Origin of the sequence: Listeria welshimeri serovar 6b str. SLCC5334, assembly GCF_000060285.1 — a bacterium.
Classification (GTDB): Bacteria; Bacillota; Bacilli; order Lactobacillales; family Listeriaceae; genus Listeria; species Listeria welshimeri.
Map to the genome: position 1 here is coordinate 780,646 of NC_008555.1, position 24,483 is coordinate 805,128.

20 protein-coding genes and 1 riboswitch are annotated in these 24,483 nt (G+C 34.8%); of the genes, 17 read left to right on the forward strand and 3 right to left on the reverse strand.

Annotation, left to right across the window (positions count from 1 at the left end):
* Positions 1-66 precede the first annotated feature (66 nt).
* A complete protein-coding gene (locus tag LWE_RS03840; protein WP_011701591.1) occupies positions 67-597 on the reverse strand; it encodes a YceI family protein in 531 nt (176 codons plus the stop codon).
* A gap of 257 nt (positions 598-854) precedes the next feature.
* On the opposite strand from LWE_RS03840, the gene LWE_RS03845 reads away from it, so the two are divergent.
* Positions 855-1,316 (forward strand): MarR family winged helix-turn-helix transcriptional regulator, encoded by a 462-nt coding sequence (locus tag LWE_RS03845; RefSeq protein ID WP_011701592.1) that lies wholly within the window; start codon positions 855-857, stop codon positions 1,314-1,316.
* Between the two features lie 51 nt (positions 1,317-1,367).
* Here the strand turns inward: LWE_RS03845 and LWE_RS03850 are convergent, their stop codons facing one another.
* Positions 1,368-2,828 carry an amino acid permease gene (locus LWE_RS03850; protein ID WP_011701593.1) on the reverse strand — a complete coding sequence of 487 codons (1,461 nt, stop codon included), beginning with the start codon at positions 2,826-2,828 and terminating at the stop codon, positions 1,368-1,370.
* 90 nt (positions 2,829-2,918) lie between these two features.
* Positions 2,919-3,116: riboswitch (Lysine riboswitch) on the reverse strand.
* Positions 3,117-3,188: 72 nt separating this feature from the next.
* Positions 3,189-3,950, reverse strand: a complete 762-nt coding sequence (ytvA, locus tag LWE_RS03855) for a YtvA family blue-light photoreceptor (protein WP_011701594.1) — start codon at positions 3,948-3,950, stop codon at positions 3,189-3,191.
* Between the two features lie 151 nt (positions 3,951-4,101).
* On the opposite strand from ytvA, the gene LWE_RS03860 reads away from it, so the two are divergent.
* From LWE_RS03860 to LWE_RS03940, 16 genes are all read left to right on the forward strand, one after another.
* On the forward strand, positions 4,102-4,452 hold the full coding sequence (locus LWE_RS03860; RefSeq protein WP_011701595.1) for an iron-sulfur cluster biosynthesis family protein: 351 nt from the start codon (positions 4,102-4,104) through the stop codon (positions 4,450-4,452).
* A gap of 156 nt (positions 4,453-4,608) precedes the next feature.
* Positions 4,609-6,549 (forward strand): LapB repeat-containing protein, encoded by a 1,941-nt coding sequence (locus tag LWE_RS03865; RefSeq protein WP_011701596.1) that lies wholly within the window; start codon positions 4,609-4,611, stop codon positions 6,547-6,549.
* 148 nt (positions 6,550-6,697) lie between these two features.
* The gene (locus LWE_RS03870; RefSeq protein WP_011701597.1) at positions 6,698-7,336 is read left to right on the forward strand and encodes a GTP pyrophosphokinase; all 639 of its coding nucleotides are present in this window, start codon (positions 6,698-6,700) and stop codon (positions 7,334-7,336) included.
* Positions 7,337-7,464: 128 nt separating this feature from the next.
* Positions 7,465-9,513 carry a Na+/H+ antiporter gene (locus LWE_RS03875; RefSeq protein WP_011701598.1) on the forward strand — a complete coding sequence of 683 codons (2,049 nt, stop codon included), beginning with the start codon at positions 7,465-7,467 and terminating at the stop codon, positions 9,511-9,513.
* Between the two features lie 244 nt (positions 9,514-9,757).
* On the forward strand, positions 9,758-10,300 hold the full coding sequence (locus LWE_RS03880) for a helix-turn-helix domain-containing protein (protein WP_011701599.1): 543 nt from the start codon (positions 9,758-9,760) through the stop codon (positions 10,298-10,300).
* Positions 10,301-10,315: 15 nt separating this feature from the next.
* Positions 10,316-11,410: an ABC transporter ATP-binding protein gene (locus LWE_RS03885; RefSeq protein ID WP_077904706.1), complete on the forward strand. Its 1,095-nt coding sequence runs from the start codon at positions 10,316-10,318 to the stop codon at positions 11,408-11,410.
* Positions 11,410-12,219: an ABC transporter permease gene (locus LWE_RS03890; protein WP_011701601.1), complete on the forward strand. Its 810-nt coding sequence runs from the start codon at positions 11,410-11,412 to the stop codon at positions 12,217-12,219. Before LWE_RS03885 ends, LWE_RS03890 begins: the two co-directional genes overlap by 1 nt.
* Positions 12,216-13,022, forward strand: coding sequence for an ABC transporter permease (locus tag LWE_RS03895; RefSeq protein ID WP_011701602.1), 807 nt, complete (start codon positions 12,216-12,218; stop codon positions 13,020-13,022). Before LWE_RS03890 ends, LWE_RS03895 begins: the two co-directional genes overlap by 4 nt.
* Entirely contained in the window at positions 13,019-14,092 is a 1,074-nt protein-coding gene (locus LWE_RS03900) for an ABC transporter substrate-binding protein (protein WP_011701603.1), read from the forward strand. The genes LWE_RS03895 and LWE_RS03900 overlap by 4 nt, the downstream gene beginning before the upstream one ends.
* Before the next feature lie 335 nt (positions 14,093-14,427).
* Entirely contained in the window at positions 14,428-17,094 is a 2,667-nt protein-coding gene (locus LWE_RS03905) for a SpaA isopeptide-forming pilin-related protein (RefSeq protein WP_011701604.1), read from the forward strand.
* Positions 17,095-17,115: 21 nt separating this feature from the next.
* The gene (locus LWE_RS03910) at positions 17,116-17,436 is read left to right on the forward strand and encodes a hypothetical protein (RefSeq protein ID WP_011701605.1); all 321 of its coding nucleotides are present in this window, start codon (positions 17,116-17,118) and stop codon (positions 17,434-17,436) included.
* Positions 17,437-17,452: 16 nt separating this feature from the next.
* Entirely contained in the window at positions 17,453-17,860 is a 408-nt protein-coding gene (locus LWE_RS03915; RefSeq protein ID WP_011701606.1) for a DUF961 family protein, read from the forward strand.
* Between the two features lie 3 nt (positions 17,861-17,863).
* Positions 17,864-19,279 (forward strand): FtsK/SpoIIIE domain-containing protein, encoded by a 1,416-nt coding sequence (locus LWE_RS03920; protein ID WP_011701607.1) that lies wholly within the window; start codon positions 17,864-17,866, stop codon positions 19,277-19,279.
* A gap of 524 nt (positions 19,280-19,803) precedes the next feature.
* Positions 19,804-20,844, forward strand: coding sequence for an ATP-binding protein (locus LWE_RS03930; RefSeq protein ID WP_011701609.1), 1,041 nt, complete (start codon positions 19,804-19,806; stop codon positions 20,842-20,844).
* A gap of 4 nt (positions 20,845-20,848) precedes the next feature.
* A complete protein-coding gene (locus tag LWE_RS03935; protein ID WP_011701610.1) occupies positions 20,849-23,077 on the forward strand; it encodes a S8 family peptidase in 2,229 nt (742 codons plus the stop codon).
* 104 nt (positions 23,078-23,181) lie between these two features.
* The gene (locus LWE_RS03940) at positions 23,182-24,483 is read left to right on the forward strand and encodes an XRE family transcriptional regulator (protein ID WP_011701611.1); all 1,302 of its coding nucleotides are present in this window, start codon (positions 23,182-23,184) and stop codon (positions 24,481-24,483) included.

Genomic DNA, 24,483 nt, shown 5'->3' on the forward strand with positions numbered 1-24,483 from the left:
ATCCTAAAAGGGAGAATAAAGCTATAAAAAAACTACGAATAGGCTTGCTATTCGTAGTTCCAACAATTATTTACTTGCTTCGATTTGGATGTTTAATTTTACTTCGTCACCAATAAGTACGCCACCAGTTTCTAACGCAGCATTGTAATTTAGGCCAAAGTCTTTACGATTGAATTTACCTTTTGCTTCAAATCCAGCTACCATGTTACCAGTGTTTGGATCTTTTCCAGTACCTTCATAGCTTACTTCTAGTGTAAGAGGTTTTGTTACGTCACGAATAGTTAAATCACCAGTCACTTCGTATTCATCATCGCCATCAGCTGTGATTTTTGTTGCTGTAAAAGTAATGTTTGGATATTTTTCAACATTAAAGAAATCTTCGCTTTTTAAATGACCATCACGTTGGGCTTGGCGAGTGTCAATGGATTCTGCTGCAACGGAAAAGTTTAATTTTGCGGATGTTAAATCTTCTGGATCCATTTCGATATCTGCTGTGAAATCGCTAAATGCACCTTTTACTTTTGATACCATCATGTGTTTTACTTGAAATTCGATTGAACTGTGAGCTGCGTCTACGTTCCATTTTTCTACTGTCATTGTTTCATTCCTCCAAATATGTTTTTTTATAAAAGTACTCCTCTTATAATCTAGCCTAAATCGTTTAAGATTAAACCTTAGAAAATATACTTTTACGAATTAGAAAAGCAATTGCTTAACTGTTTATAAATAAACTATATCACACTTACTTTTAATAAGCAACTATAAAAACGTATTATAAATATATTTTTTTCGTAAATTTGATTGAGTTTTTTGCATAAAGTGCGTAAAATAGGTTGTAAGAGGGAGGTTGGATGATGGTAGGAATTAATACACATACAGAAAATATTAGTGAATTATTAAAAACATATTGGTCCATACAGCGGATTTCAGCGGGATATGCTGATCAAAATGCGGCTAGTTTAGGTTTAACTATTCAACAACTTGCTATGATAAATGTGATTTATAGCACCCCAGGAATTTCAGTGGCAGATTTAACTAAACGATTAATTATTACTGGAAGTTCTGCAGCAGCCAATGTGGATGGGCTAATTAGCTTAGGTTTAGTGATGAAATTAAATAAAACTATTCCAAATGATAGTATGGATCTTACATTAAAACTTTCAAAAAAAGGAGAAGACTTATCAAAACGTTCGACTGCAAATGCCTTTATGTATAAAGCAATGATGAAAGTTTTCGAAAATTTATCCGAAAATGAAATAGAGGACTTAATTCGTTTAAATAAAAAAGTCGAAACATTACTGAAAAAAAGCAAATAAAAACATCTCCTGTATCATTCAAGTAAAAATGAATGAACAAGAGATGTTTTTTTATTTTTCATCAAATTTGCAGTCTTCCAGTGGAATGACTTTTGTTTTATTTGTAAATTTAAAAGTTAACCAGAATATGAGGAAAATGGGAAGGCCGATATAAGAAATACCGATTTTTTGCCACCAAGCTGGATTGGTGAATTCTGGTTTTAAAAAAGCGACATAATCTTGACCAACAATAACTAAAATACATAAAATAAGCGCTAAAATTGGACCAAATGGAAAAAATTTTGCTTTATATTTAAGTTCATTTAAGTTGTGGCCTTGTTTGATGAAAGCCTTTCTAAAACGATAATGACTGATAGCAATTCCAACCCAAGCGATAAATCCAGTTAAGCCAGACGCCGAAAGCAACCATGTATAAATCACTGTGCCGTTTTCAGTTAGCGTTGTAATAAAGGTCATTGCGCCAACGATGGTTGTGACAATTAATGCAGCCATTGGAATTCCGCGACGATTTACTTTTCCTAAGAAGCGAGGAGCTTTTTTATCACGAGCCATTGCCCAGAGCATTCTTGTAGAAGCATAAAGTCCAGAGTTACCGGCAGATAGCACAGAAGTTAAAATAACCGCGTTCATTACCGAAGCTGCAAAAGCAAGACCAGCTTTCTCGAAAACTAACGTAAACGGACTAATCGCAACATCTGTCGCATCAGCACTTAGTAAATTTGGATTAGTATAAGGAATAATCATCCCAATAATAAATATTGCAAAGATATAAAATAACAAAATCCGCCAGAAAACTTGTTTAATTGCTTTTGGAACACTTTTTTCTGGAGTAGCACTTTCACCAGCTGCGATACCAACCATTTCTGTTCCTTGGAAAGAAAATCCAGCAATCAAGAAAGTACCTAATATGGCAAAAAATCCACCTTTAAACGGCGCATCTCCGGTAGTGAAATTCGAAAAGCCAATTGCTTCACCGCCAAGAATCCCGACAATTGTTAGCACGCCGACAATAAGGAAAATAATAACTGTAGCTACCTTAATAATAGAAAACCAATACTCTGATTCCCCGTAAGCTTTTACTGATAGAGCATTTAATCCAAAAATCAAAATTAAGAAAATTGCACTCCATAACCAAGCTGGGGTGTTCGGTAACCAAAATTGTACAATGATAGCCGCTGTAGAAATATCGACAGCTAGCGTAATAGCCCAGTTAAACCAATAATTCCAACCTAGCGCAAAACCAAAAGCTGGATCCACAAACCGACTAGCATATGTGCTAAATGAGCCAGATACAGGCATATAAGTCGCCATCTCGCCTAAACTAGTCATTAAAAAGTAAACCATAATCCCAATCGCGATATAAGCAACTAATGCTCCTCCAGGTCCAGCTGTATGAATGGCATTTCCACTTGCCAAAAATAAACCTGTTCCAATTGAACCACCAATCGCAATCATAGATAAATGTCTAGTTTTTAAGTCGCGATGTATTTCACCCTGTGTTTCTTTTTTCACTATAAATCTCCCTTTCTATTATTAGAGGAAGTGCGCAAAAAACAGCCAATCTGCAAGAAATTGGCTGTTACGTATTTTACCAACATCATTTTGTCAGATAGCACACCTATAAGAAATTTCGACAAATTCTTATAGCAGTCCAGCTCCTTTAGGAAACTGTCCCAACAACTATTTCTAAACAAAGAGAAAATAGTCACTTCGGCAATCATCCTGTTCATTCTTTGTCATCAGCGTCTTTGTTTCGCTTCTAAAAAATTACTTGTGAATCTTGCAACCTCTACCTCACCATTTGGATGAGGGTTTATATTCAATTATTTACTTTACCCATAATAACGGATAATGAACAGTTTGGCAATATGTTTAGTAAAATTGTAACGCTTCTTTGATTGTGCTGTAAGTAGTTAAAGATGACAAATTCTCTTGATAACGAATTAAGGTCATTGCGAATTTAGGAGAAATACCTGTGATAATCAATTCCACACCAGTTAACTTCATAAATCCATGAAATTTCACCAGATTCATCACAGCATCTTCATTAAACTCAGCAAGTCCAGAAAGGTCCACAATTAAATAATCTTCTTTGCCATTATCCATGTATTCACTCACATATTCAGACATTTGTTGGAAACGTTCATTTGTCAGAGAGCCAATTAATGGTAACACACAAATATTTTCTTTAATAGGAACAATTGGTGTAGAAAGTTTCTCGATTTCATCTAGCGATTTTTCAAGTTCGAGTTGGTAGTTGTGTTCGGTTGTAACGTCTTTTTGAATGCCAACAAAATACAAATGGCCATTATCATCATTAATAGGTTCGATAGTAAGTTCATTCATAAAAGAAGAGCCATCTTTACGATAATTTTTTAGTAAAACATTCGCTGTTGATTTTTGTTTAATAGCTTGACGGATTTTGGAGACTTCTTCTTTGTCCGTATCATCCCCTTGTAAAAAATGACAATTGGAGCCAATAGCTTCTTCTTTAGCATAGCCAGTAATATTTTCAAAACCAGTGTTTACAAAAATAATCGGATTGTTTTTTTGTTCAGCATCAGTAATAATTACTCCTACACTAGACAAATTTAATGCTTCTAAAATAACATCGAATTTTGGATAAGCAGTCATTTACGTCTTTTCCCCCTTTATAAATACAAATCTATCATACCATGTGAAAGAGGGAAAACCCAATGTCTAATTTGTGAAATAAATCGTACATAAGCAGAAAATGAGAAATCAAATAAAACCGGGTGTATAATAGAAGGAGAGGTGATTAGTTATGTATATTAGATTTACAGAAAGCGCCAAAAATCGACTTCAAGCACTCCGCTCGAATTTAGCTGGACAACTACATTTATATTATGACACAGAAGGCTGTTCGTGTGAAAATAGCGGTATTTTTACGCTTCGTTTAGTGGAAGCTAAAACAGCTGAAGACAACGAAATCGATTCTAATATTGGACCAGTATTAATAAAACGGTGGACAGAAATATTTTTAGAAGAAGCGCTTATTATCGATTATGATGATACAGCCAAAACGATGATTCTAAAAAGTGACGGTCAGTATTATAATCGTAATTTATTGCTTGTAACGGATAAAGATGAAGTCATTAGTTGTCCGATTAGTTAAGAGAGATATTTGAAGCTTGCAGATATAATAGTCTGTAAGCTTTTTTTGTCACCTTTTTGTCATACTTTAGCAGTTGAATTTACTAATTTGGGAAAATAACTTTCGCTTAAATATGTATTATTAGTATAGATGGAAAAACATGAAGGAGTTAATTGAATGAAACAACTAGGTTTTTTAATATTAATGATGACTTTACTATTAAGTGGATTTATTCCAAATGTACATGCAAAGACAGAGGGACCGCAAGCAGCTAATAATTTACAAGTAGCACCACCAGCTGCAATTAAAGATATTTTTCCAGATCCTGCTATGGCGAATGAAGTTTTAAAAGACTTGAATCTTAATAAATTAAATAAACAAAGCACCATCGATACGGTGACTCAAACCGAATTAAATAGTATTACTGGATCTTTTCAAGCAATTAATAAAGGAATTAAATCAATAGAGGGTGCGGAATATCTGCAAAATATAACTGAACTAGATGTGGAGAAAAACCAAATAACAGATATAACACCAGTTGCAAATCTCAAGAAATTGACCACATTGTTAATTAATAGTAATCAAATAAAAGATATATCACCAGTGGCTGATTTAGCTAATTTAACTACTTTCTACTGTGGGAATAATCCTATTAGCGATATTAGTGCAGTTCAAAATCTCACTAAATTATCTATTTTTAATTGTTACACAGCTAACGTAGAAAATATAAGTCCTGTCAAGAATCTTATTAATCTAAAAACATTAAGTTTAGGAAGTAATAACATACATGATATTAGTGATATAGAAAAATTAACTGCTCTCGAATATCTTAGTTTTAGTAATAATCCAGTAGAAAATCCAGAAGTTATTGGTAATTTAATAAACTTAAATACATTGTGGTTATATAATGCGCAGATTAAAAATATTGATTTCACAGCAAGTTTACCTAGTTTAACAAGTGTTTATTTATATAACAATCAAATTAGTGACATTAGCGAAGTAAGCAATTGGAGAAATATCGAGTATTTAGAACTAAATGGTAATCAGATATCAGATATAACGCCAATAGCCAATCTAACTACTCTTAAAACACTAAAGTTACAGGATCAAAAAATTACCAATCCTGAAATACCTTTCCAAAAAAATGTTTCCATTGAAAATAAAGTAATAGATAATTTTGGAAATATAGTAGCACCAAATAATATTAGTGATAATGGGATGTATAATAGCCCTACTTTATCATGGGATTTAAACGAAATAAAAGACAGTCTCTCTTATGACTTTTCAACAAAAATGACAATTTTAAAAATAAATGCTACTTTTTCAGGAACAGTGATTCAGCCATTAATAAAAGATAGCACTCGACCTGTCATTACAGCAGATGAAAAAATTAGTTATCCCGAACGAACAATAAAAACAGCAGCCGAATTTTTAACCGATATTCATGCGACAACAGATGACGGCAGTCCAGTCGAGGTGGATTTAAGTGCGGTAGATTTTGATAAGCCAGGAAGTTATACAGTGACTTTAACAGCGGTAGATTCGGCAGGGAACGTGGCAACTCCAGTAAATGTTATTATTACTATTACAGCGGTAGATATGAGCAAACCTGTCATTACAGCAGATGAAAAAATTAGTTATCCCGAACGAACAATAAAAACAGCAGCCGAATTTTTAACCGATATTCATGCGACAACAGATGACGGCAGTCCAGTCGAGGTGGATTTAAGTGCGGTAGATTTTGATAAGCCCGGAAGTTATACAGTGACTTTAACAGCGGTGGATTCGGCGGGAAACGTGGCAACTCCAGTTCAAGTAACAATTATTATTACTAGTTCAGAAAAAATAGATCCGGTTATTCCAGTTGTCCCCGAAGAAAGAGATATAAAACCAGAAGAGCCAAAGAAAATAACTATTCTTCCAAAAGATCAGGAAATGCTTATAACAATTATTCCAAAAGAAAATATCGAAAAATTAAGTTCAATCAGTGATACCAAAGTAACAGAAAAGAAGGAAGTAAAGAATAAAACTCTTCCGAAAACTGGTGACCAATTACCTTTTACAGCATTTTGGGGATTGCTTATTATCTCAGCAAGTATTTCTTATTTTCGTAAATAACCATTTTTGCCTAGGATAAATTCGTATTCTAGGCTTTTTTATGAAAATTGCATTAGAATGTGGTGAAACTTTAGACATATAGTTACACTGGCTTCGGTTTTGTAGTAACATGTAGTAGGAAGTTTATACATATGGAAGGAGTGTCATCATGGAACAACCATCAGTAGATGAGCTGAAGAACTGGCGAAATGTTATGCTTCTTCATCGTTTTGCACTAGAAGAAGTTAACACAAAGCTTAAAATATTAAACGAAGAATTCCAATTTATTCATGATTATAACCCAATGGAGCACTTAAAATCACGAGTAAAATCGCTTGAGAGTATTGGAGCAAAATTAGAAAAGAAAAATCTGGATATTACACCAGAAAATGCGCTAAAGCATGTACATGATATTGCAGGAATTCGAATTACCTGTTCGTTTGTATCAGATATTTTTAGAATTCATGAAATGCTTGCAGGCCAAAATGATATCACTATTAAACGTGTAAAAGATTATGTAACTAATCCAAAACCAAATGGTTATCGTAGTTTGCATTTGCTTTGTGAAGTGCCTATTTTCCTAACGAATCGTTCAGAAAAAATGACTGTTGAGATTCAAATTCGAACCGTTGCAATGGATTTTTGGGCGAGTTTAGAACATAAAATATATTATAAATATCAACAAGAAGCGCCAGTCGAACTTGTGAAAGAACTACAAGATGCAGCGCGTATTATTACTCATTTGGATGAAAAAATGAAAAATTTGAATGATCAAATTGATCAATATAAAAAAGAAAAAGAAAAGTAAGCATAAATAATGGCTTTATTTCTATGTAAACCAAGTGTTTGCAAAGAAATGAAGCTGTTTTATATTTGCGAGATAGTTTATTTTGCTTCATAATAATATAAGAGAAAAAGGAAAGGGGACTATACATATTGGAGATATTTTTATATGTTTTAGCATTACTTGTTGCCATTTTTATTTCTAACTTACTAAATCGATTTGTTCCCTTTGTTTCGGTGCCACTGATTCAAATTGGGTTAGGCGTATTCATCGCTGTTATGCCAATTACGTTTGATTTAAAATTAAATCCAGAACTTTTTCTAGTGATGTTTATTGCACCACTTTTATTTAATGATGGAAAAAGGACGGATAAGACTGCGCTCTGGGGAATGCGGATGCCGATTTTGGTGCTCGCGCTTGGACTTGTGTTTGCGACAGTAGTTGTGATTGGCTATTTTGTTCACTGGATGATTCCGACTATTCCACTTGCGGCGGCTTTTGCGCTTGCAGCAGCACTTGCGCCAACTGATGCAGTGGCAGTGAGTTCTCTTTCAGGACGAATAAATTTGCCGAAACGTATTATGAATTTGCTTGAAGGAGAGGCCTTGATTAATGATGCATCTGGTTTGGTTGCTTTCCAATTTGCGATTGCAGCAATGGTTACGGGTGTTTTTAGTTTAGTAGATGCTAGTATTAGCTTTTTTGTAATTGCTATTGGCGGTATTTTAGTCGGAATGATTCTTAGCTGGTTAAAATTCAGACTGTTAAAATGGGTGCGCGGGTTAGGTATGGAAGATGTAACTTTTCATATGTTAATCCAAATTTTAACCCCATTTATTATTTATTTAGTTGCCGAGGAACTTCATGTTTCCGGAATTTTGGCAGTAGTGGCGGCAGGAATAATGCATTCTATGGAACAAAAGAAAATGGATCCACAATTAGTTAAATTAAATGTAGTTTCACAAAGTACTTGGTCAGTCATTATTTTCGTTTTGAATGGTTTGGTATTTTTACTACTAGGGACACAATTGCCTTCTATTACCGAGGTGGTTTGGTATGATTCGGGTAGCAGTAATTTACAAGTCATTGCTTATATTTTATCAATTACGGCCGCGCTTATTATACTGCGTTTTCTATGGGTATACATATCGTGGAGTATTGGCGCAAAACAACGTCAGAAACAAAATAAAAAAACGCAATTACCACAACTCAGACCTGTTATGTTAACGTCCCTTTCTGGTGTGCGAGGTGCGGTGACACTTGCCAGTGCGCTTGCAATCCCGTTTTACCTAGATGATGGGACGCTGTTTCCACAACGCTCACTAATTATTTTTATTGCTTCAGGTGTTATTCTTTGCACCTTAGTCATTGCGACATTCATTCTTCCTCTACTAGCAAAAAGCGAAGAAGTCACAACAGCGGATGAACGCGCAGAAATGGCGACGCGGATTCGAATTCTAAGAAATGTTATTAGAGAATTAAAAGAACAGACTTTACCAGAAACAAAGGCAGCAACAGATGAAGTCATTGAGGACTACCGAAAACGAATTTATGATTTACAGCAAAATAGTAATTCTAGTCGCGGGATGGATGAAAGAGAACGTGAAAAACGTTTAGAAATTATCCAGTGGGAACGTGACAACACGCAAAAAATGACAGATGAAGGTCGCATCGTGGCTACAGACAGCTACCGTTATCAGCACTATCTTAATATGAGAGAGCAGGCAATTAAACAACGCTTTCGGACAAAAGTTAAAACCGCATGGATGTTTTTTTATCGTTTACTTATGCTTGTTCTTCATCCAAAAAAATGGGGTAGAGTAACCAATAAAATGAAAAAAGGTATTTCTAAGGATAGCGAACGTTTTCAAGCAATCCGCAAATTAAGAGAAGAAAACGAAATACTCGTTATTCAAAAGCTCAAAGAACAATTAACAAAAGAAAATGCTGATATTATCGGATCACTTATAACAGAACATACTATTTTTCTAGAACGTGTTAGAAAAGAACATGGTCCACGAGGAAAACGTGCCAAATTCGAACAGAAAAAAAGAGAAGTACAAGTGATCGCATTCCAACTAGAACGAGATATTATTCAAAAAATGTTTGAAACAGGCGGGATTTCAAGAGATTTAGCTAGAGATTTGCGCCAGAATTTAAATATGATTGAAACGTATTTAGATGCTGATTTTTTAGATTGAAATTGAACTATAAAAAGCCACCAAGATCATCATTTATTCTTGGCGGCTTTTATACTTTTTTAATGTGTAGAAAGCTTCTTTTTCTTTGTTACAAGACAATAAATAAAAAATCAAAAAAACTATTGTCCGCAGTTATACTTTGTTGTATAATGTATCTTGCTGTAAGTAAACTTTATGTTTAATATTAGTAAACTCCCATGACTTGAGGTTTACTATCACTAAACTTGAAAGAAAGGACATCGACATGGAAATTGGCAAACGCATAAAAAATCTTAGGCTCAGCAAGAACTTGACACAAGAAGAATTAGGCGAACGAACGGATTTGACGAAAGGCTATATTTCTCAGCTTGAACGAGATTTGAGTTCGCCTTCGATTGAAACGTTATTTGCTATTTTGGAAGTGTTGGGGTCTACTCCGAAAGATTTCTTTGATGAGGAAGAACATAATCAAAAAGTAATATACGGAGAACTAGAGCATACTTTCTTTGAAGATGAAGAAAAAGGTTACAGAATTAAGTGGCTTGTTCCAGAATCCAATGAAAAAGAAATGGAACCAGTGCTACTCGAAATAGAAGCAAACAGTTGTTTTAAAAGCTTTGAACCATCACTTTCAGAAACTTTTGCTTATGTGTTAAAAGGAGAAGTGACCGTGCTACTTGGTCGGAATGAATATGTAGCCAAAAAAGGAGAAGCAATTTATTTCCACGCCGCAGATGAACACCAAATTATTAATCGTTCAAGTGAACAAGCGACACTCATCTTAGTAGCGACAGAGTCATATTTATAAGGGAGGTAAATGATTGTGACAGAAACAATTATTCGTTTTGAAAATGTAACAAAACAATTTGATAATGATCCACCAGTGCTTGACAATGTCAGCTTTGAAATAGAAAAAGGAAAATTTTATACTTTACTCGGGCCTTCTGGTTGCGGGAAAACAACTATTTTGCGCTTAATTGCTGGATTTTTAGAAGCTTCGGAAGGACAAATTTACTTAGGAGATAAAGTAATTAACCAAATTCCAGCCAATAAACGTCCTGTAAACACTGTTTTCCAAGATTATGCGTTATTTCCACATTTAAATGTATATGAAAATGTGGCTTTTGGACTGCGGATTAAAAAACTAAAAAAAGAAGCTATCGATAAAAAAGTACAAGAAGCACTTCGCTTTGTAAACTTAAAAGGCTATGAAAAAAGAGAAATTAGCGAAATGTCTGGCGGGCAAAGACAGCGTGTTGCAATCGCTCGGGCTATCGTTAATGAACCAGAAGTTATTTTGCTTGATGAACCACTTTCAGCACTTGACTTAAAACTACGTACAGAAATGCAATATGAATTGCGTGATTTGCAAAAGCGCCTTGGGATTACGTTTATTTTTGTCACACATGATCAAGAAGAAGCACTTGCAATGAGTGATGAAATTTTCGTTTTAAATAAAGGCGAAATTCAACAAAGTGGCACACCAATTGATATTTATGATGAACCAATTAATAAATTTGTGGCGGATTTTATCGGCGAATCAAATATTGTTAATGGAAAAATGATTCAAGATTTCGAAGTGGAATTTGTGGAAAGACGTTTTGAGTGTGTAGACCAAGGTTTCCGTCCTAACGAAGTCGTGGAAGTGGTTATTCGTCCAGAAGATTTGGAAATAACTTCTGCGGAGAAAGGTAAGCTTCAAGTAACCGTTGATTGGATGCTATTCCGAGGTGTGCATTATGAAGTTGGTTGTATCGATATTGATGGAAATGAATGGCTTGTTCACACGACGAGAAAAGTTCGTGTGGATGATAAGATTGGCTTAGCGTTTGAACCAGAGGCAATTCATGTTATGCGTCTTGGGGAAACGGAGGAAGAATTCGATAAACGACTTGATAGCTATGATGAGGTGCAGTAATGAATAGACGCACCCGTACAGTTTATCTTGTTCCTTATGTGCTTTGGATTGTACTTTTTGTTGTTGCACCGATTTTATTAATTGTGTATTATTCTTTTTTTGATGTCGATGGCAATTTTACTGTAGATAATTATATTCACTTTTTTACCCCTGTATACTTAAAAATGACAGCTAGTTCATTCTGGTATGCGTTTTTAATTACAGTTTTTACATTATTAATTTCCTACCCAACAGCTTATCTTTTAACAAAACTGAAACATAAACAATTGTGGTTATTACTCATTATTTTGCCGACTTGGATCAATTTATTGCTTAAAGCGTATGCCTTTATTGGGATTTTCGGGACGTATGGAGCAGCAAATCAGTTTCTAGAAATACTCGGAATTGGTTCGAAACAGATTTTATTCACGGATTTTAGTTTCTTATTTGTATCGACTTATATTTTTATTCCGTTTATGATTTTACCGATTTTTAATGCAATTGAGGAAATTAATCCTACGTTAATTCAGGCATCGCGCGATTTAGGTGCATCTAGTTTAACTACATTTAGAAGAGTGATATTCCCGCTCACTGCTGACGGCGTGAAATCAGGGTGCCAGGCTGTTTTTATTCCAGCATTATCCCTCTTTATGATTACTCGATTAATTGCGGGAAACCGTGTCATTACACTTGGAACAGCGATTGAAGAACATTTCCTCGTGACACAAGACTGGGGAATGGGTTCGACAATAGGGGTATTTTTAATTATTGCGATGATTTTAATTATGTTTTTAACAGGTTCCAAAAAGAAAAGAGGTGCGCGTAAATGAAGAAAAGTAAATGGGGTACGATTTATTTAGTGCTTGTTTTTGTGATTTTATATGCGCCGATTTTCTATTTGATTTTTTATTCGTTTAACAAAGGTGGAACGATGCATGGTTTCAGTGGTTTTACGTTTGATTACTATAAGGAAGTTTTCCAAGATACACGTTTACTGATTATAGTGTTAAATACCTTCGTGATTGCGCTACTTTCTTCTGTAATTGCGACAATTATTGGAGTATGCGGGGCGCTGGCGATTAAATTTATGCCAAAACCATTTGCGAAAAACTCCCTTTTAAGTTTGAATAATGTCTTAATTGTTAGCCCAGACGTAATCATTGGTGCTAGTTTCTTAATTTTCTTTACGATTTTAGGTGTGAAATTAGGCTTCATTTCTGTACTAGTATCGCATATTGCTTTTAGTATTCCGATTGTCGTTCTAATGATTTTACCGAAATTGCAAGAAATGAGTCCGACATTAATGGATGCAGCACGAGATTTAGGTGCAAGCCAGTGGCAAGTCCTTTCAAAAGTCATTTTACCGTATATTATGCCGGGTGTTTTAGCTGGATTTTTCATGGCACTAACATATTCACTCGATGATTTTGCGGTAACTTTCTTTGTAACAGGAAATGGTTTCTCGACATTAGCAGTAGAAATCTATTCCAGAGCAAGACAAGGAATTTCGCTTTCGATTAATGCTTTATCCACATTGATTTTCCTATTTACCATTATTTTAGTGATTGGTTATTACTTTATCAACCAACGTAATACTAGTAAAAATATTCGGACGGGGGCGACGAAAGAATGAAGCAACTGCTGAAAATTTTTGTGCCAGTAATTGTGGTCGCGCTCCTAATGATGCTACTTGCAACAACGATGAATCGCTCAGAAGGCTACGCTGGGAGTAATACGTTGACGATTTATAACTGGGGCGATTATATTGACCCTTCACTTATCACTAAATTCGAAAAAGAAACAGGTATCAAAGTCATTTACCAAACATTTGATTCTAACGAAGCGATGATGACGAAAATTGAGCAAGGTGGAACAACTTTTGATATTGCTGTGCCAAGTGATTATGCGATTAGTAAAATGAAAGAAGAAAATTTACTAATACCGCTTGATCATTCCAAACTACCAAATGAAAAATACCTTGATCCTCGTTTTATGGATTTGTCGTTTGATGATAATAATAAATATTCCATGCCGTATTTCTGGGGGACGCTTGGGATTATATATAATAAAAAAATGTTTCCTGATAAAAAATTTGATACGTGGAATGCACTATTTGATCCTGAGTTGAAAAATCAAATTTTGCTTATTGACGGTGCACGTGAGGTGATGGGTCTTGGTCTAAACAGTCTTGGTTACTCACTGAATGATACAAATAAAAACCATCTCAAAGCTGCCAGAGACAAGCTAGAGACGATGACGCCGAATGTCAAAGCAATTGTTGGTGATGAAATCAAACTGCTCATGGCGGACAATGAAGCCGGTGTCGCGGTTACTTTCTCTGGAGAGGCAGCAGAAATGCTCAGTGAAAATGAAGATTTAGAATATGTCATCCCAACGGACGGTTCCAATTTATGGTTCGATAACATGGTCATTCCAAAAACAGCGAAAAATGTCGATGGCGCGCATAAATTTATTAACTTCATGTTAAAACCAGAGAATGCCGCCATCAATGCCGAATATGTCGGTTATGCCACACCAAACGAAAAAGCCGTCAAATTGTTACCAAAAGAAATTTCGAGTGACGAACGTTTTTACCCGGATATGGACGAACTAAATAATTTAGAAGTATATGATAACCTCGGCAAACGAATGCTGTCGTATTATAATGAATTATTTTTGGAGTTTAAGATGTATCGTAAATAGGGTGAAAACTCAGTTAAAATGGCGTTAAATCAATAAAAAAATAGAGAAATGAGCCACCATTTTAGCTGTCAGTTTTCCAATTTTCTACCAAAAGCGACGATTTTGTCGCTTTTTTTGCGTTTTCTACCACACTTTTCTACCAGAGAAAAAATGCTGTAAGCCTTGGTACATCTAGCTTATATAGATGTAGGACAAAAAAGGTAAAAAATGATAAATTCTTGTGATAACTATTTTTGGTAGAAAAATAGTCTTTTTAGGAGGGGAAAACATCGTTCAAATAAGAAATCCTACAATAGAATCAAATAAGTAAAAATTTCAAACAAAGGAGAAAACAAATGAATAAGAAAAAACGACAAGCAATCTCGCTAGTGGGTGTACTCACAGTGATGATTGCTTTTTTTATTACCCCAATTACGGCTCTTGCAGCTTCGGTGAATTATGAAAAAATTGGAGATTACGTCTCAACTTGGAATATTGCTTCACTAGGAGGATTACACTGGACAGATAACGGTGTGCACATGATTAAGGCAGATAATCAACCTGCTTTTTGTATTGAACACGGTGTTCTACTGAATGGTGGCTCAGGGTTTGAACCCTCTGAGCTAAACAGTGCAGAAAAAGAACGGCTATCTTTGATCTCATATTACGGTTATCAAATTAGTCCTACAATGGAAAATTACGGAATCACTCAAAACATTATTTGGGAAGAGTTCGGTGATACATTGTTAACCACTCAACTTCCAAACTATACAAATCGCAAAAATGAAATTTTAGCGAAAGTAGCTAATTATAAAATTAAGCCCAGTTTTGCGAATCAGAACATTACATTAAATCTTGGAGATTCTATCACACTGACAGATACAAACAATGTTTTATCAAAATATGGCAATCTTTTAGAAAATTCCGCAAATCTTCAAATTGAAAAAAATGGAAATATATTGAAATTAACTGCTACGGCTAGTTCTAAAGAGTCTGGTAAGCTTCAATATAGCATGGTGCCAAAAGATCAAGTGGGTCAAAGTTTCATCTATAAGAAACCTGGTGAACAGACTGTAGCCACATTTAAATTATCTAATGCTGGAGAAATGAATTTAGCGATCAAAGTGAATCTCAATGGAAATGTAAAATTGAAAAAAGTAGATGAAGATACTGGGCAAGCTGTTCCTAATACGAAAATGAAATTTGAGTACAACGGACAAATAAAAGAGATTGTCACTGACACGAATGGTTTGGCGCAGATTGATGGAGTAAAAGCAGGCACGAAAGTAAAAATTACGGAGGTTACCGCTAGTAATGGGTTTGTAAATAAAGGGGAATCAAAGGAGATCACGATTGAACCAAATAAAACAATTGAAGTGGTGTTTGGAAACAAAGCCCAACAAGGGTTATTAAAATTGAAAAAGACAGGTCAGAAAGCAATAGCTGTTACTACTACGGATTCTGATTATGGACAGCTACATGATATTACCTTTGATTATGTTCCTCTAGCCGATGTAACGTTTAATATTAAAGCTCGTGAAGACATTAAAGTAGGTGATTATGTTCATGCTAAAAAAGGAAGTGTTGTTGCGACTGTTAAAACAGATGCAAAAGGCGAACTAATCAATATGCCTAAGCTATATCTAGGTAAATATGAAGCTATTGAAACCAAGGCACCTGCTGGATATTTGATGAATACGACATCTCTGCCCTTTGAGTTTACCTATGAAGGGCAAAATGTGGAGTTGGTTTCTCAATCACTTGAAGCAAAGAATGATTTTCAACAACTAAAAATCACTGTTCATAAAAATGAAGAACAGATTCAGGAGTGGAAGGAAAATGAGCCAGTATTAGAAGAAGTGAAAGCGAATGACAAAGTGTTTGGTTTATTTACGAACCAAGAATATGCAATGACTGACAACACCACTGTGCCAGCTGATGGTTTATTGGCATTTGGAACAGTTAAAGACGGTGAACTTGTTTTTCCTAACCTACAACTGATGGAAGGGAGATACTACATTCAAGAATTGGATGCTGGGGAGAGCCATAACATCGATACGACACATCATGAATTTGAGTTTACCGCAACGGATCATGAAACAGAAAAAGTCATTGAACTTTATGCACCTAAAGAAAATCAAGAAGATGAATCGCTGCCGCTGTTAAATAAACTTCATTTTAATCATTTTTCATTAAAGAAAGTAAATGAAGAAGCTACGTTAGAAGAAAAAAATGGCTATGATTTTACCTTCACTGGAAATGGCAAGGATGCTATTTTTACTCTGGAAACGGAAGACAAAGAAGTAATTCAAACAGTCACAGTTGACAAGGATTCTTTGGCTATGTTCACGAATGTACCTGTTGGAACGTTCTATTTGAAAGAAAAGCAACCATCTTCTGAGAGTTATGTACGTTCTTCTGAAACCTATAAAATTGTCTCTACACTAAAAGGCGTTCAAGCCTATGATAGTAAAGGGCAGCTTCTTGGTGAAGCAATGAATGAAGAAACAAGTGAAGAAGAGGAAGAAACTGAGCAGACCGAAGAATCAGATTCTAAAGAACCTATAAAAGATGAGCCAATCGTATTACTAGAAATCAAAAACCATTTGGTTAAAGGCGTTGCAGAATTAACGAAAACAGATGTATTGAATGGGAAGGCTCTTCCAAATACTGGTATTCGTATTCTTGATAAAGATAAAAAAGTAGTTATTGAAGGGAAAACAGATAACCAAGGTCAATTCACCTTTGAAAAATTACCAAAAGGCACATACTATTTCCAAGAATTTGAAGCACCTATTGGTTATCAATTAGACGAAACACCGATTCAATTTGAAATCAAAGAAGATGGCAAGGTAGTCAAAAGTACCATGACCAATCAACTTATTCCAAATGAAAAAGGAAATTTGCCACAAACAGGTGAAAAAACGTCCATTTTAGGAATCGCGCTAGGAAGTTTGTTACTGGTTGGTATTGCTATCTATTACTTTTACGCAAAGAAAAAACAAGGAAATAAAACAAAATAAAAATGAAAGAAGGAATCAACTATGTCAAATCGTGTCACAAGTATTGCCTTAAAGGAACAGCAGTTGGGTGCTAAAATCAAAGCTACGGTGAAAGAGGAACGAGAAATTTATGTAGAAGGGAAACGAGTGCCTTGTCGCATTTTCACTGCTTCATCTCCGATACATCCAGATTTTGAAATCATTGTGCCCAATCTAAGAAACTCACAACGTTTTGAAGGAAGAAAGGAAGTGGAATTGAAGGATGCTACACTAGTTCCTAGTGCTAAACGAAACAACATTGGAACAGCTAGCCGGACGTTAGAATTACAAGTATTTGCTAAGCAATTAATTACACTAAACTAGAAAAGAGGATAAATAAATGAGTTTAAAATTTGAAGAAAATACGATTAAAGACTTTGATGTCAAGAAAACATTTGGAACCTGTTATTACTTAAGCGCTCAGTCTATCTATGAAAACGATAGCGAAGGGAACCGAACAGAAATAGTAAGAGAGCAACGTGTAACAATCTATTCCGAAGTAAAAAATGATCAAATTGATATTACATTGCCAGAAACAACGGATTTAGCTTCATTTTCTTATGATGATGAAATTGAACTGACAGGTGAAGTGACTGCTTTAGCGTGGCTCTCTTCCTATGCTGGGTATAATGATTCCATTCAATCAGAACAAGCTTTTAAAATTCGAGCTGGTGGAATTAAAAAGGTAACAACACCACATCAGAAACCTGAAAAGCAAAAGTCTACTGGAACTTTACAAGGGGAGTAACGGATGAAATTTATAAACTACAGGGGCACCAGAATCCGTCCGTATCACTTGAATGTCTATCGTCATTACTTGTTTGGTATGTGGTCTCCAGCACTCCTTGTTAGCGGTGCCTATGGCTATTTTGTACTATATCCATTAGTAAGTGAAATTTTTGAAAAACAATCAATAGATTATGCTGCTCTCCTTCTTCCAGTTGGAGGGCTTTTTTTATGGCTCTTACTTCCGTTGTTCATTTGTTTATGGGGGAGAAGACAGTCTTTTCTAAAAGGTGGTTTCTTTTATCGAGCCTATCAACGGCAAATGTTGGCACGAATGTTAAAAAGCAATGGCTTGTACGATAAGAAAGAACGAAAATCAAACGAGCGAATCGCAGAAAAGATGATTTTCCCTAAAGTTTATTATCGGAATACCAAGGAAATTCTTTATTTAACGGTTCCAACAGATGGAATGAAGTGGCATGATCGTTTTGAAAAAATTGCGAAAACTTTTGAAGAAATGTATATTGCCGATTTTATCAATGTGCAGAAAGAGATGGGTTATACAACCTATTCCTTGATGATTGATGTGATTAGTAAACGGATTGATATTTCAGATTGTGTTGTCACAAATGGTCAAGTCAAATTGATGGAAGGTGTGGTTTGGGATTATGCAGAAGTGCCACATATGTTAATTACAGGCGGCACAGGTGGAGGCAAGACCTATCTAATTTTGACGTTAATTCAAGCATTGGTAAAAGTGGGAACCGTTGATATTTGTGATCCAAAAGAAGCGGATTTAAAGGATTTACAAGACCTTAAATTATTCAAGGGACATGTCTTTACTGGAACAAAATGGATTACTCGTTGTTTGAAAAATGCCGTAGCAGAAATGAATCGCCGCTACGTCTATATGAAGCTTCTCCCAAACTATACAACAGGGAAAAACTTTGCTTATTACGATATTCCGCCTTATTTCATCATTGTAGATGAATGGGCCGCATTTTTCGGAACCTTAAACTATAAAGAACAGGATGAAATTTCAGGGTATGTAAAAGAATTAGTGTTAAAGGCTCGTCAAGCAGGTGTTTTCTTAATTCTTGCGACACAACGCCCTGATGCAGAGAACTTTGGTGGAGGGATTCGTGATAATATCTTGTTTCGGGTGAGTGTTGGAAAGCTTCAAGAACAGGGCTATTATATGACTTTTGGATCAGATCAAAAGAATAAGGCGTTTATCAATAAGTCAATTAAAGGAAGAGGGTATGTGGATGATGGCTCAGCTGTACCAAGAGAATTCTATGCTCCATTTGTTCCTAAGGGCTATAACTTTTTAAAAGAATTTGAAAAGATTGAATCGATGAAACTATTAGATATCAGGGAGGTTGATCCAACTGCTGAGGAAATTGAAGTGGCACAAAAAGCATTTGAAGTAATTCGATAAGAGGAATAATGCTAGTTACGCCAAATTATGATGAGAAATGGTAATGAACAAGTACATGGGAAACCACACTATTTCAATGGAAAAGGGGAAAGGAAAAGTAGTGTGTTTCGTTTTCCTTTTTTTGTTGCCTCAGCGGATGGAAGGAGCTGATACGCACCACTTCGTCTATGAACAAGGTTTCCTTGTGAAAGCCACACGTCTTAACGGGTGGCGGTAGAACGAAAAGGAACAGGCAGGTATCCTGTCTGTGACTGTGTAGAGGTAAGGGCGAGCAACGCTCGCTCTTACCTGTTACCCCCGCTTAATAACATGGGGGTAACTTTTCATATTAAAAAAAGTGAATTGGATTTACCCTTAGTAATACTAGCTTTTTAGTTTCTATCATTTAGGAAACTTTTCAATCCGATTTAGTCAACTTTTATTAAATTTTGAACACCACTCCATTTGTTTTAATCGTTTCTGTCCCAAAATGTTTATTTTTGTCCCTGTTTATGGTATAGTGTTGTTGGAAGGGAGTGAGTACTATGAAAAAGAAAAATATTTTGAATTTAATTAGATATTACTCAGAAAAAAATGATTTACAATTCAGAAATGAGGCAATAGAAATTGCACGATATTTTGATCAGAATGGTGATCATCAACTTTCAGAATATATCATGAGTTTACTATCTGATGTAAATACATTTGTTCCACAAAGTGATTCTTTTGAAAGTTCTTTTTTCAAAGAGTTGAGTATTAATTCTGAGCCGCTGCCACTTCCAAAGCAAATAGCTGATGATATCAAAGGTATTATCAATGCTGTTAATCATCATGTCGGTATAAATAAATTTTTGTTTGAAGGAGCACCTGGAACAGGTAAAACTGAAAGTGTCAAGCAGATAGCTAGGCTTTTAGATCGACGTTTATACATGGTTGAAATTAGTGAGTTGATTGATAGTAAAATGGGACAGACCAGCAAGAATATGGTGACTATTTTTAATGATATCAATGAGTTACCGCACCCTTCAAAAGTACTAATACTTTTTGATGAAATAGATGCAATTGCTTTAGATAGAGTTAATTCTAATGATGTGAGAGAAATGGGAAGAGTTACATCTACGATGCTGAGAGAATTGGATAAATTAAACGAAGAAGTTGTCCTTATCGCAACCACCAATTTATATCAAAATTTCGATAAAGCACTTACTAGAAGGTTTGACTCTACTATAAATTTCGATCGATATGATAGGGAAGATTTGATTGAGATTGCTGAAAGCATACTCAATACATTATTGAAAAAATTCAAAAGTGCTGGAAGAGATATGAAGTTATTCAAAAAAATTATTGGAAATATGGAGACTATTCCTAACCCAGGAGAATTAAAAAATCTTATAAAAGTCTCATTAGCATTTAGTGACCCAAATAATGACTTTGATTATCTAAGACGGTTGCTTCAAACAACGCAAAACCTTTCTGAAGAAAATGAATTAAATGAATTAAAAAAAATGGGCTTTACAGTGAGAGAAATCGAGCTACTGACGGGCGTTTCTAAAAGTCAAGTTGCGAGAGAGCTGAGGGGAGAATAGACAGATGAATGATATTTTGAGTTTAAAAGGTAGTTTTGTACAAAAATCAAATGATAGTAGACCTGGTTCACCAAAATTACCAGCAGGTTCAAGTGTGTCAATATTTGACATTGATAGTTTAATTAGTTATTTGCTTGAAATGGATAGATTTTGGGATGCACAGAATATTCTAAATGGTGGTCTCATTAGTGTTTATTATACTAGAATTATTGCAAAGAGTAACAGAATAAAAGGCTTTTTAGCAGTAGGAAGTCAGTTACCAAACTCAACAATAGTTGGTGCTAAATTTTCAGATGATAAAACAAAACATATCATTACTCATTATATTCCCCTCTCTGCTATTAAAGAATCGATTTTGGCAGCTAGAGAAGCAATTAGAATTTTAAAAAATGAATTCTCTGGTAGTGTCAATGATGAAATATTTAATGATCCTAAAATATTTCGGAAAATAGATTTTGAAAAGTATACAATTACAAAAACTAAGTTTCAACGGTTGATTGTAGATACAGCCTATATCGAAAAATTTGACGTTGAGCGTGCGGATTTTGATACAGATAAAAGTTCAATTGTTACTCTATATGAGACTGGAATTGATACGAAAGAATTGTTGAAAAAAATAGGTATCCCTATATTCAATGAGCGGATATTAAATAGAACAACAATTTTACTTGATGAACAGTATTTACAAGTTTTATTACAGAGAGCGCCATTTTTAGTAGCGATGGCAGTAGAAAATATTACAGAATTAGCACCAAGTGATTTTATAGAAACTTTTTCAAGTGAAGCTACCTTAATATCATCACCCAAAAGCGAACCAACCATTGGAGTCATTGATACACTTTTTGATGAAAGGGTTTATTTCCATGAGTGGGTTGAGTTCCATAACATGATTGATGAAAATATTCCAATAGAACCTTCGGATTATAGACATGGAACATCCGTTTCATCAATTATTGTGGATGGGCACTCTTTAAACCCAGAATTGGATGATGGATGTGGTCGCTTTAAGGTTAGACATTTTGGAGTTGCTACAAATCGGGCGTTCAATTCCTTTTCAATTATTCGTACTATTAATGATATTGTTAAAAGTAACCGTGATATTCGTGTATGGAATTTATCCTTAGGTTCAAATGAAGAAGTGAGAGAAAATTTTATATCTGCGGAAGGAGCAATTCTTGATCGAATTCAATTTGAAAATGATGTTATCTTTGTTATTGCTGGAACAAATAAAAAAGCATTAGATAAAGAAAAACGCATTGGTGCACCTGCAGATTCAATCAATTCAGTTGTCGTAAATTCTGTAGACCATCAAAAAAATTCAGCCTCCTTTTCTAGAAAAGGAATTGTTCTATCATTTTTTACCAAACCGGATGTTAGTTACTACGGGGGAGGTAATGGCGAATTTCTGAATGTTTGTGAACCATTGGGGCAAGCAAGAGTCTGTGGCACATCATACGCAGCACCATGGATTGCGAGAAAACTGTCCTATCTAATTGATATTATTGGACTTAGTAAAGAGGTTGCCAAAGCTTTATTGATTGACTCTTCAATTGGTTGGAATAGTAAACCAGATTTTAATCAACTAGCTACTTTAGGACATGGAGTTGTGCCAATTAAGATTTTGGATATTCTTCAATCTCCCTCTGATGAGATACGGTTTATTGTAGAAGGAGTTTCTGAAAAGTATGATACTTATAACTATAGCTTCCCAGTTCCTGTCCATAAAAATAAACATCCCTTTGTTTCAAAAGCAACACTATGCTATTTTCCTAAATGCGCTAGAAATCAAGGTGTAGATTATACAAATACAGAATTGGATATATACTTTGGCAGACTTGATAATAGTGGTAAGTTGAAATCAATAAATAAAAATAAACAAAGTGTCACAGACGAAGAGCACTATCTTAAAGAAGTAAGTGCTCGGAAAATGTTTCGAAAATGGGATAATGTTAAACATATCAGTGAGCCCATCACTGCACGAACACAAGCAAAAAAAGTTTATGATAACCCGTTATGGGGAATGAGTATCAAAACAAAAGAGCGCTTAGATACAAATGATGGTGTGGGTATAAGATTTGGAGTCGTAGTTACGTTAAAAGAAATTAATGGAATTAATCGAATTGACGACTTTATTCAACAATGTAACTTAAAAGGTTGGCTAGTAAACCGTGTTAATATTGAGAATAGAATCGATATCTATCAAACTGCTGATGAAGAAATTACATTTGAATAGTATAAGGAAGTTCTGCTGAAAAGTAGAGCTTCTTTTTTTTGAAATTTGAGTGGTTTCGAATGAACAATACTTTAAATAAAATATGTAGTATATAAGGAGGATAAATGAAAGGAGAACAAATAAAAAAATTACGCCAACGAATAGGGATGAACCAAACGACTTTGGCCGAAAAGCTTGAAATATCTAAAGGATATTTATCAAAAATAGAGAACAATCAAAAGAAGCTTAATTCGTCTATTATTAATAAACTGCAATCAATTTTCCATTTGACTGGTGGAATTTTGCCTATGGAAGCTAAAATAGATTTTTTACGAATTCGTTTAAAAATTGATTGCCCTACTCAAGTGATTACAAATATATTAAAAATGGACCCCAATGTTTTTGGATACAAATCTTATGGGTTCAACCATTATACAGAAACATATTTTTTTAGTGAAATATTTATTTTCTCAAACCCCAATGATATTAATATGGGTGTCATGATTGAGTTAAGAGGTCAAGGGTGCAGAGAGTATGAACTGATTTTGGAAGAGAGAAAAGAAAACTGGAATGATTTCTTTTGGAGACTGTATCAAGATGACCTTTTTGGTAAAGGGGTTTTGATAGATACCAAAATTACTCGGATTGATATTGCATTAGATGAAATGATCTCGTGTTTATATAAAAATTATGATTTACATGAGTTAAAGCGAAAATGTGAACAAGGATTAGTGGATACTACATTTCGCAATTTTGATTATAGAGGTGGATTTTCTTTTAGAAAAGGAGATCGTGTGAACAAAGGACTATCACTATATTTTGGCTCTAGGCAATCTCCATATTATCTTAATTTCTATGAAAAAGATTATGAGCTGGCAAAAAAAGAAGGGCTATCTATTGAAATGGTACATCAAAAATATGGTGTTAAAAATAGATACGAAATCCGCCTTGCAAACGAAAAAGCCTATCTTTTTGTGGAATATCTATTGTCAACTGGCGAAACCATAGAGTGGGTTGCTAGAGAGCTAATTGATACCTCTTTAAAAGTTTTTGATTCTGATAATCAAGGAAATCGTATCAGTTACAGCGCCAATTGGCGAATGGTCATTGAAAGTATGCAAGAATTGAAGCTGACCATGAAAGGAGAGAAACCTAATTATGAAAAATCATTACGTTGGCTCTCCAATTATCTTGCCCCAACGTTAAAGAAAATTTGGATTATGGATCAAACGTTTGGTACGGATGAACTAATGACACGTATCCAACAAGCAGAACTGAAAGAAAAGGATCAAGAGGAATTGGTAAAGCTAACCACAACGATTAAAGAGTTATTAGTACAAGAAGAGGAAGAAGCAGTATCCTCTAAAACTGTATCTGTTACGCAACAAGAAGTGGAGCAGCTGTTAGCCCAATTTTTATTTGAGTGA

What these genes read in the sequence shown, in the direction of transcription:
- LWE_RS03840 (WP_011701591.1), bottom strand. Translation starts at nt 597, where the DNA reads ATGACAGTAGAAAAATGGAACGTAGACGCAGCTCACAGTTCAATCGAA.
- LWE_RS03845 (WP_011701592.1), top strand. Translation starts at nt 855, where the DNA reads ATGGTAGGAATTAATACACATACAGAAAATATTAGTGAATTATTAAAA.
- ytvA (WP_011701594.1), bottom strand. Translation starts at nt 3,950, where the DNA reads ATGACTGCTTATCCAAAATTCGATGTTATTTTAGAAGCATTAAATTTG.
- LWE_RS03860 (WP_011701595.1), top strand. Translation starts at nt 4,102, where the DNA reads ATGTATATTAGATTTACAGAAAGCGCCAAAAATCGACTTCAAGCACTC.
- LWE_RS03865 (WP_011701596.1), top strand. Translation starts at nt 4,609, where the DNA reads ATGAAACAACTAGGTTTTTTAATATTAATGATGACTTTACTATTAAGT.
- LWE_RS03870 (WP_011701597.1), top strand. Translation starts at nt 6,698, where the DNA reads ATGGAACAACCATCAGTAGATGAGCTGAAGAACTGGCGAAATGTTATG.
- LWE_RS03880 (WP_011701599.1), top strand. Translation starts at nt 9,758, where the DNA reads ATGGAAATTGGCAAACGCATAAAAAATCTTAGGCTCAGCAAGAACTTG.
- LWE_RS03890 (WP_011701601.1), top strand. Translation starts at nt 11,410, where the DNA reads ATGAATAGACGCACCCGTACAGTTTATCTTGTTCCTTATGTGCTTTGG.
- LWE_RS03895 (WP_011701602.1), top strand. Translation starts at nt 12,216, where the DNA reads ATGAAGAAAAGTAAATGGGGTACGATTTATTTAGTGCTTGTTTTTGTG.
- LWE_RS03900 (WP_011701603.1), top strand. Translation starts at nt 13,019, where the DNA reads ATGAAGCAACTGCTGAAAATTTTTGTGCCAGTAATTGTGGTCGCGCTC.
- LWE_RS03905 (WP_011701604.1), top strand. Translation starts at nt 14,428, where the DNA reads ATGAATAAGAAAAAACGACAAGCAATCTCGCTAGTGGGTGTACTCACA.
- LWE_RS03910 (WP_011701605.1), top strand. Translation starts at nt 17,116, where the DNA reads ATGTCAAATCGTGTCACAAGTATTGCCTTAAAGGAACAGCAGTTGGGT.
- LWE_RS03915 (WP_011701606.1), top strand. Translation starts at nt 17,453, where the DNA reads ATGAGTTTAAAATTTGAAGAAAATACGATTAAAGACTTTGATGTCAAG.
- LWE_RS03920 (WP_011701607.1), top strand. Translation starts at nt 17,864, where the DNA reads ATGAAATTTATAAACTACAGGGGCACCAGAATCCGTCCGTATCACTTG.
- LWE_RS03930 (WP_011701609.1), top strand. Translation starts at nt 19,804, where the DNA reads ATGAAAAAGAAAAATATTTTGAATTTAATTAGATATTACTCAGAAAAA.
- LWE_RS03935 (WP_011701610.1), top strand. Translation starts at nt 20,849, where the DNA reads ATGAATGATATTTTGAGTTTAAAAGGTAGTTTTGTACAAAAATCAAAT.
- LWE_RS03940 (WP_011701611.1), top strand. Translation starts at nt 23,182, where the DNA reads ATGAAAGGAGAACAAATAAAAAAATTACGCCAACGAATAGGGATGAAC.